The sequence below is a fragment of the Mesorhizobium sp. M7A.F.Ca.ET.027.02.1.1 genome, from assembly GCF_004022985.1.
Classification (GTDB): domain Bacteria; phylum Pseudomonadota; class Alphaproteobacteria; order Rhizobiales; family Rhizobiaceae; genus Mesorhizobium.
In genome coordinates this window covers 1-8,761 of record NZ_RZOL01000257.1, presented here as the reverse complement: position 1 = coordinate 8,761, position 8,761 = coordinate 1, and the positions used below count along the sequence as shown (strand labels likewise).

Sequence of the window (8,761 nt, the reverse complement as noted above, 5' to 3'; positions counted from 1 at the left end):
CTTGTCACCGCCATCCTGTCGATGCTGCTCGCCTCCACCATCGCCAACCCGCTGCGCCGGCTGTCGGCAGCGGCGGTACGGGTGCGGCGCGGCGTCAAAAGCCGTGAGGAAATCCCGGACTTTTCCGACCGCCAGGACGAGATCGGCAATCTGTCGATCGCCATACGCGACATGACCAACGCGCTCTACGCCCGCATCGAGGCAATTGAAAGCTTTGCGGCCGACGTGTCGCATGAGTTGAAGAACCCGCTGACGTCGCTGCGCAGCGCGGTGGAAACCTTGCCGCTGGCCAAGAACGACGATTCGCGCGGCCGGCTGATGGATATCATCCAGCACGATGTCAGGCGGCTGGACCGGCTCATCACCGATATTTCCGACGCATCGCGCCTGGACGCGGAACTCGCGCGTGAAGATGCCGGGACCGTCGACCTGAAGAAATTCATCACCGATCTAGTCGCCGTTTCGCGCGAAGCGACGCGCAACAAGAAGGCGGTCGAGATCGAGTTCAAGGCGGCCAAACTGCCGCAAGGCGTCAAAGGCTACGTCGTCGTCGGGCATGATCTGCGCATCGGCCAGGTCATCACCAATTTGATCGAGAACGCCCGTTCCTTCGTTCCCGAGGACCATGGCCACATCAGCCTGTCGCTGGCGCGTGCCGGCAAGTTCAACATCGTCACCGTCGACGACAATGGCCCCGGCATCCGGGCCGACAACATCGACCGCATCTTCGAACGCTTCTACACCGACCGGCCGGCCGGCGAGGCATTCGGCCAGAATTCGGGGCTTGGCCTGTCGATATCCAGGCAGATCGTCGAGGCCCATGGCGGCACGCTCACCGCCGAGAACATCCCCGGCACCAAACCCGGCGAGATCAAGGGCGCTCGTTTCGTGGTGACATTGCCGGCCGAAGGCTGAGAGCATGAATCCCAACCACGCCTGGTCCAGCCATGCAGCCTGAAAACATTCACGCGACAATGGTTTTGATCGGCGAGCGCGGCATTCTCGTCACCGGAGCCTCCGGTTCGGGCAAGACGACGCTGGCGCTGGCGCTCATCGACCATTGTCGCCATCGCGGATCGTTCGCGCGGCTCGTCGGTGACGATCAGCTCTTCGTCGAGGCGCATGCCGGGCGACTGCTGTGCCGCGCTCCCGCCGCCATAGAAGGCCTCGCCGAGGTGCCGGGGCTCGGCCCCCGACCTCTGCCATTCGAGCCGGCAGGCCTCGTCGACCTCCATGTCCGCCTGGTGCCGGCCGGCGAAGCGGTGCGCTTCCAGGAGGATGCCGCAAGCAGCATCGCCGGCTGCCTGGTGCCGCGGGTCGACGTGGTCGAACGCAATGTCCCAGCGGTCTTGCCGGCCGTGATGGCGCGGCTGTCGATCGCGCCTTTTCTATGATCCGTTCCGGGTTTTTTGCTGCAATGCGTCAAAATGGCATGTGCCTGCGCAATTTTGGGCTTGTCAACGGGCCGTGCGTCGACAAGATAGCGCTCCCGCCGCCTGGATTGGCTGGCGAGCATAAAATGCGCCTGTGAAGCGGCGATGACGGGAGCCACCAAAGAATGATCGGACTCGTGCTTGTAACGCACGGTCAACTGGCCACCGAGTTCCGACATGCCGTCGAACATGTCGTCGGGCCACAAGACAATTTCGAAACCGTGGCGATCGGTGCCGACGACGATATGGAGCAGCGTCGCCGCGACATCGTCGACGCTGTTGCCCGTGTCGACACCGGAGCCGGCGTCATCGTGCTGACCGACATGTTCGGCGGCACGCCCTCCAACCTTGCCATCTCGGTGATGGAATCCGGCCGCACCGAGGTGATCGCCGGCATGAACCTGCCGATGCTGATCAAGCTCTCCTCGATCCGCAAGGGCGACAATATGGCCGCCGCGCTCGATGAGGCTCAGGCCGCCGGCCGCAAATACATCAATGTCGCCAGCCAGCTCCTGAGCAGCAAATGACCGCGCTGTCCCCGGAAAAAGACCAAATTGTCCGGGATTTTCCCATCATCAACCAACGTGGCCTTCATGCGCGCGCTTCGGCGAAGTTCGTCCAGCTGGCCAGCGGCTTCGATGCCTCGGTGCATGTCGAGAAGGATGGCGTCAAGGTCGGCGGCACCTCGATCATGGGCCTGATGATGCTGGCGGCAAGCCCCGGCTATTCGATCCGCGTCACCGCCAGCGGACCGGAAGCCCGGCAGGTCATCGACGCCCTGGAGCAGCTGGTGGCGTCCCGCTTTGGCGAGGAATGCTGATCAGGTAGAGCGCCGATGCGTGTCTGAGAGACATGCAGGGATAAAGATTTCTTTATATCCCATTGTCGTCCTTGCTCCGATCTGCTAGTCAGGCCGGCAATTCGCGCCCTTCGACGCGCCGACCGGCGCGGGCGTGTCCGCAACAAATTCGCAAGCACAACATTCGCATCGGAGTACTGCCATGACGGGTAGCAAGGACTATGTGGTCGCCGACATCTCGCTTGCCGGCTGGGGCCGCAAGGAACTCGAGATCGCCGAAACCGAAATGCCGGGCCTGATGGCCTGCCGTGAGGAATTCGGTCCCAAGCAGCCGCTCAAGGGCGCGCGCATCACCGGCTCGCTGCACATGACGATCCAGACGGCGGTGCTGATCGAGACGCTGAAGGAGCTGGGCGCCGATATCCGCTGGGCCTCCTGCAACATCTTCTCGACCCAGGACCATGCGGCCGCGGCCATCGCCGAAGCCGGCATCCCGGTGTTTGCCGTCAAGGGCGAGTCGCTGGAGGAGTATTGGGACTACACCGACAAGATCTTCCAGTGGGCCGACGGCGGCCTCTCCAACATGATCCTCGATGATGGCGGCGACGCCACCATGTACATCCTGATCGGCGCCCGCGCCGAGGCCGGCGAGGACGTGCTGTCCAACCCGCAGAGCGAGGAAGAGGAATACTTCTATGCCCAGGTCAAGAAGCGCCTGAAGGCTTCGCCCGGCTTCTTCACCAAGCAGAAGGCGGCGATCCGCGGCGTCACCGAAGAGACGACCACCGGCGTCAACCGGCTCTATCAGCTGCAGAAGAAGGGCCTGCTGCCCTTCCCCGCCATCAACGTCAACGACTCGGTCACCAAGTCGAAGTTCGACAACAAATATGGCTGCAAGGAATCGCTGGTCGACGGCATCCGCCGCGGCACCGACACGATGATGGCCGGCAAGGTCGCTGTCGTGTGCGGTTATGGCGACGTCGGCAAGGGCTCGTCGGCCTCGCTCAAGGGCGCCGGCGCCCGCGTCAAGGTCACCGAGGTCGATCCGATTTGCGCGCTGCAGGCGGCGATGGACGGGTTTGAAGTCGTCACGCTGGAAGATGCGGCCCCCACCGCCGACATCGTCATCACCACCACCGGCAACAAGGATGTCGTCACCCTCGACCATATGCGCTCGATGAAGGACATGGTCATCGTCGGCAACATCGGCCACTTCGACAATGAGATCCAGGTCGCCGCGCTGCGCAATTTGAAATGGACCAACGTCAAGCCGCAGGTCGACATGATCACCTTCGCGGACGGCAAGCGGATGATCCTTTTGTCGGAAGGGCGGCTGCTCAATCTCGGCAACGCCACAGGCCACCCGAGCTTCGTCATGTCGGCATCCTTCACCAACCAGGTGCTGGCGCAGATCGAACTCTACACCAAGCCCGGCCAGTACGAGAACCAGGTCTATGTCCTGCCCAAGCATCTCGACGAAAAGGTCGCGCGCCTGCATCTCGACAAGCTCGGCGCCCGTCTGACCGAACTGTCGGGTGAACAAGCCGCCTATATCGGCGTCACGCCGCAGGGCCCGTTCAAGCCGGAACACTACCGCTATTAACCAAAGCTAAAATTACTACCAGATATTGAGGTCGGGCGATTGACTTTTCGCCCGGCCTTATTTTTGCGCGCCATCAGCCTTCACGGCGATTCGGCGAGGGGTTATTGTCAGGTGATTCGGCGATGCTTCCAGCCCGAGAGGGTCAAGAGAGGCACGCATCAGGGCGGTCTTGCATTCAGGCGGCGGAGAGGACCAAGACATGCCGGGGCAACACCCGCACAGAGCGGGACGGGCCGTTTCCGGCGGCCATGACGATTCGGGGATTGCTGGCTCCGCCCTGGAAGGCGGGAGCCTGTCCTGGCGCGCCCGTGCGTCGACATTCCTTGCCACCTCCGCGCTCGCGGGCCCCTTGGCTGGCGCCGTCGCGCATGCCGAAACCGCTGCTGCCAGCGTCGCGGGACTGTCGGTGAGCGCCATCGAGGTCATGCAGCTTGCCGTGTTCGTCGGCGTGACGGGTGCCGCACTGATATCGGCCATCGTTCTCATCCGCGAAAGAGCCCGCACCTCGGCGGAGAATGTCGAACTCAGGAGCCGCCTCGCCGACATCAACGCGGCGCTCCGCCGCTCCGAGGCGCTGCTCAATCTCCGTGACCAGCGCGTGGTCGTCTGGGCCGCGGAAAACAAGAAGCCCGAGCTTATCGGCACATTGCCCGTCGAAAGCGGCGCTCCCGAGGATAGGGCCGCTTTTCTCGCTTTCGGCCGCTGGCTGATGCCGCGTTCGGCGGCGGCACTCGAACATGCCGTCGCGGGATTGCGCGAGAAGGCCAAACCCTTCGACCTCGTCATCGAATCGCAGGCCGGTGCGCCGCTCGAAGTGCATGGCCGCAAGAGTGCCGCGCATGTGCTCGTGCGTTTCGTCTCGCTCTCGGAGACGCAGCGCAGCCAGGCCAGGCTGAAGATCGAGAACCAGCGGCTGGCCGCCGACCACGACACGATGATCGGCCTGCTCGACGCGCTGAACATGCCGGCATGGCTCCGCGGCGAGGGTGGCGGGCTGAAGTGGGTCAACCGCGCCTATGCCGATGCCGTCGAAGCCGAAAATGCCGAAGCCGCGGTCCGGGAGAAAAAAGAGTTCCTCGGCGGCCAGGCGCGCGATGCGATTGCCGCCCAGCACAAGACGCATCCGGTTTTCGAGCAGTCGCTGTCCACCGTGATCGAAGGTGACCGCCGTGTGTTCGCGGTCACCGATTTCGCCGGCAGCGATGGCTCGGCCGGCCTTGCCTGTGACACCAGTGCCATTGAGGCCGTTCGCGGCGAATACGAACGGACGGTGCGAAGCCACGCCGACACGCTCGACCAGCTCAACACGGCAGTCGCCATTTTCGACACCGACGAGAAGCTGCGGTTCTTCAATCAAGCCTTCCAGAAGCTTTGGGGGCTGGACGCCGGCTTCCTGCACAGCGCACCCGACAATGCCTTGCTGCTCGACCGGCTGCGCAGCGAAGGCAAGATCGCCGAACAGCCTGAATGGCGCCGCTGGAAGGAAGGCCTGCTCGGCGCCTATCGCGCCGTCGAATCCCAGGAACATTGGTGGCATCTGCCGGATGGCAAGACCATTCGCGTCGTCGCCAATCCGCAGCCCAAGGGCGGCGTGACCTGGGTGTTCGAGAACCTGACCGAGAAGATGGACCTCGAAAGCCGCTACCAGACAGCCGTGCGGGTTCAGGGCGAGACGCTCGACAATCTTGCCGAAGGCGTGGCGGTGTTCGGACCCGACGGCAGGCTCCGGCTGTCGAATCCTGCCTTTGCCACTCTCTGGGGATTGAGCGGTGAAGCGGCCAAGCCCAGTGTCCACGTGTCGACGATACGTGACCTCTGCGACCGGCAGGCCGCGGACAGCCCCTGGCCCAGCTTCGTTGCCGCCATCACCGGCTTTGACGACGAGCGCCGCGACCGCCACGGACAGACCGAGCTCAACAACGGCAATGTGCTGAGTTACGCCATGATCCCGCTGCCCAACGGGCAGGTGATGATGACCTTCGTCGACGTGACCGACAGCGTCCATGTAGAGCGGGCGCTGAAGGACAAGAACGAGGCGCTGCAAAAATCCGACCAGCTCAAGAACGAATTCGTCCAGCACGTCTCCTATGAACTGCGCTCGCCGCTGACCAACATTATCGGCTTCACCGAACTCCTGTCGCAGCCCACGACCGGTCCGCTGACGCAGAAGCAGCGCGAATATGTCGAGCATGTCAGCTCGTCCTCCGCGGTCCTGCTCACCATCGTCAACGATATCCTCGACCTGGCGACGGTGGACGCCGGCATCATGCAGCTCGACATTTCCGAGGTGCAGGTCGATCGCACCATCGCCGCTGCGGCCGAACTGGTGGCCGACCGGCTGGAAGAGCATTCGATCAGTCTCCAGGTGGACGCCATCGCGGCGCCGAAGACGTTTCACGGCGATGAGGTCCGCGTCCGCCAGATCCTCTACAATCTGCTCAGCAACGCCGCCAATTACGCCCCGGAAGCCAGCATCATCCGGCTCACATGCCGCCATCTGGCGGATGGGGTGGAATTCTCGGTTCATGACGATGGTCCCGGCATGCCGCCGGATGTGCTCGATTCGGTGTTCCGCCGTTTCGAGCCGCGCGCCAATGGCGGCCGCCGGCGCGGCGCCGGCCTCGGCCTGTCGATCGTCAAGAGCTTCGTCGAGCTGCATGGCGGCAGCGTTCGCATCGAAACCGGCAAGGACAAGGGCACGACCGTCATCTGCACCTTTCCAGACATGCCGGGCATCCGCGCCGCGGCCGAGTAGCGCGCTCGATGACGGGATTGGTGCTGGAGCGTTTACTCGCCGACGAAACACACACAGCGCGGCTGGGCGAGGATCTTGCGCTGTCGCTGCGCCCAGGCGACGTGCTTGCCCTCAAGGGCGATCTCGGCGCCGGCAAGTCGACGCTGGCGCGGGCCTTGATCAGGACCTTGGCCGACGATGCCGGCCTCGAGGTTCCGAGTCCGACCTTCACGCTGGTGCAGAGCTACGACACCCGCATTCCGGTCCATCATTTCGATCTATACCGCCTGTCCTCGGCGGACGAGCTCGATGAGCTTGGGTTCGACGAAGCCCTGGCGCAGGGTGCTGCTTTGGTCGAATGGCCGGAACGGGCGGAAGCCCATCTGCCGAAAACCACGGTCCTGATCGAGCTCGTCCAGCATGGCGACGGCCGGCTGGCGCGATTGTCAGGCCAGGGTGATGCCTTCGATCGGGCGGCACGATCGCTGGCCATGCGCGACTTTCTTGTGAACGCCGGCTGGGGGGAAGCGCAGCGCCGCCATTTCATCGGCGATGCTTCGGCCCGCTCCTACGAGATCGTTTCGTTGCCGGACCAAAAGCCTCGGGTCTTGATGAACTCGCCACGGCTGGTTCTCGGTCCGCCTGTGCGCGACGGCAAGCCCTATGCCGAGATCGCGCATACCGCTCAGTCGGTCTCCGCCTTCGTCGCCATCGACCGCGCCTTGAAGGAAGGTGGCGTCAGCGTTCCGCAAATCCATGCCGAGGACCAGGAGCAAGGTTTCCTGCTGCTCGAACATCTTGGTTCCGAAGGTTTCCTCGGCGGCGATGGCCAGCCGCTGGCCGAGCGTTGCGCAGCGGCGGTCGAGCTGCTGGCCATGATGCATGGCAGGGCCTGGCCGCAGCGCCTGGAAACAGGGCAAGGCGGCTTCCACGATGTGCCGCCTTTCGACCGCGATGCCATGATGATCGAAGCCGATCTGCTGGTCGATTGGTACGTGCCGGCGATATCGGGCAGCCCGGCAAGCGACAGCTTGCGCGCCGGCTACCACAAGCAATGGAACGCACTCCTCGACCGGCTGCAGGGCCGCGAGGTCACGCTGATGCTGCGCGACTTCCATTCGCCCAACATCATCTGGCGCGGCGACCGTTCAGGGCATGATCGATTGGGCATTGTCGATTTCCAGGATGCGCTGATCGGCCCTTGCGCCTATGACGTCGCCTCGCTCGCTATGGACGCGCGGGTCACCATCTCGCCCGAGATCGAGAAACAGACGCTGGATGCCTATGTCACGGCGCGCCACGCAGCCGGGGCTTTCGACGAAGCAAGCTTCCTGGAATCCTACGCCGTCATGGCGGCGCAGCGAAACTCCAAGATACTCGGTATCTTCGTTCGCCTCGAAAAACGCGACGGCAAGCCCTATTATCTGAAGCACCTGCCGCGCATCCGCGACTATCTGCGCCGGGCTCTGTCTCATCCGGCGCTGGCAAGCCTGCGCGAGTTCTACGACGCCCACGGTTTGCTGGAGGAGCGAGCGCTGTGACAGCAAGACCGGACACCGCCATCGTACTTGCCGCCGGGCTTGGCAAACGCATGCGGCCGATCACCGACACCATTCCCAAGCCACTGGTCAAGATTGCCGGCAAGACGTTGCTCGACTGGAGCCTCGACAGCCTGGCCGCCGCCGGCGTCGCGAAGGCCGTGGTCAACGTCCACTACTTTCCCGAACAGATCGTCGCCCATGTCACTGCCCGCCGCGCGCCAAACATCGTCATTTCTGACGAGAGCGAACAACTGCTCGATTCCGCCGGCGGCATCGTCAAGGCGTTGCCCGAACTGGGCGATCAGCCCTTCTACATCCTCAACGCCGACACGTTCTGGATCGATGACGGTCCTCTCAATCTCCAGCGCCTCGCCCTTGCATGGGACGCGGCGAAAATGGATATTCTGCTGATGCTGGCGGATCTCCAACAGGCGACCGGACACTGCGGCAGCACCGATTTCCTGGTGGCGCCGGATGGCGGCTTGCGGCGTTCGCAAGGCGACCCGGCGGGGCTGATCTATGCCGGGGCGGCGATCGTCCATCCGCGCCTGTTCGAGGGTGCACCGGCCGGCCGCGATGGCGGAATCGAAATAGGCGTTGAGCGAGTGCGGCCCGGCCGCCTGTTCGGCATGCCGATGCATGGCCACTGGG

Annotated in this window: 8 protein-coding genes; all 8 read left to right on the top strand. The window is 63.8% G+C overall.

From position 1 onward, the window contains the following. Positions 1-915 (top strand): HAMP domain-containing sensor histidine kinase (locus EN749_RS24095; protein ID WP_145990985.1); only part of this gene is annotated, 915 nt, incomplete at its 5' end. A 32-nt stretch (positions 916-947) separates the two neighbouring features. Then, a complete protein-coding gene (locus EN749_RS24090) occupies positions 948-1,394 on the top strand; it encodes an HPr kinase/phosphorylase (RefSeq protein ID WP_128364113.1) in 447 nt (148 codons plus the stop codon). Positions 1,395-1,558: 164 nt separating this feature from the next. Beyond that, complete coding sequence (locus EN749_RS24080; protein WP_010912939.1) at positions 1,559-1,960, top strand: PTS sugar transporter subunit IIA; 402 nt, start codon at positions 1,559-1,561, stop codon at positions 1,958-1,960. Then, positions 1,957-2,253 (top strand): HPr family phosphocarrier protein, encoded by a 297-nt coding sequence (locus tag EN749_RS24075; RefSeq protein ID WP_027039963.1) that lies wholly within the window; start codon positions 1,957-1,959, stop codon positions 2,251-2,253. Before EN749_RS24080 ends, EN749_RS24075 begins: the two co-directional genes overlap by 4 nt. 181 nt (positions 2,254-2,434) lie before the next feature. Beyond that, a complete protein-coding gene (gene ahcY / locus EN749_RS24070; RefSeq protein ID WP_023810629.1) occupies positions 2,435-3,835 on the top strand; it encodes an adenosylhomocysteinase in 1,401 nt (466 codons plus the stop codon). Between the two features lie 199 nt (positions 3,836-4,034). Then, entirely contained in the window at positions 4,035-6,590 is a 2,556-nt protein-coding gene (locus tag EN749_RS24065) for a PAS domain-containing sensor histidine kinase (RefSeq protein WP_127808271.1), read from the top strand. An 8-nt stretch (positions 6,591-6,598) separates the two neighbouring features. Continuing rightward, on the top strand, positions 6,599-8,110 hold the full coding sequence (gene tsaE / locus EN749_RS24060; protein WP_128364112.1) for a tRNA (adenosine(37)-N6)-threonylcarbamoyltransferase complex ATPase subunit type 1 TsaE: 1,512 nt from the start codon (positions 6,599-6,601) through the stop codon (positions 8,108-8,110). Beyond that, positions 8,107-8,761 (top strand): nucleotidyltransferase family protein (locus tag EN749_RS24055; protein WP_145990984.1); only part of this gene is annotated, 655 nt, incomplete at its 3' end. The genes tsaE and EN749_RS24055, both read left to right, overlap by 4 nt.

What these genes read in the sequence shown, in the direction of transcription:
- EN749_RS24090 (WP_128364113.1), top strand. Translation starts at nt 948, where the DNA reads ATGCAGCCTGAAAACATTCACGCGACAATGGTTTTGATCGGCGAGCGC.
- EN749_RS24080 (WP_010912939.1), top strand. Translation starts at nt 1,559, where the DNA reads ATGATCGGACTCGTGCTTGTAACGCACGGTCAACTGGCCACCGAGTTC.
- EN749_RS24075 (WP_027039963.1), top strand. Translation starts at nt 1,957, where the DNA reads ATGACCGCGCTGTCCCCGGAAAAAGACCAAATTGTCCGGGATTTTCCC.
- ahcY (WP_023810629.1), top strand. Translation starts at nt 2,435, where the DNA reads ATGACGGGTAGCAAGGACTATGTGGTCGCCGACATCTCGCTTGCCGGC.
- EN749_RS24065 (WP_127808271.1), top strand. Translation starts at nt 4,035, where the DNA reads ATGCCGGGGCAACACCCGCACAGAGCGGGACGGGCCGTTTCCGGCGGC.
- tsaE (WP_128364112.1), top strand. Translation starts at nt 6,599, where the DNA reads ATGACGGGATTGGTGCTGGAGCGTTTACTCGCCGACGAAACACACACA.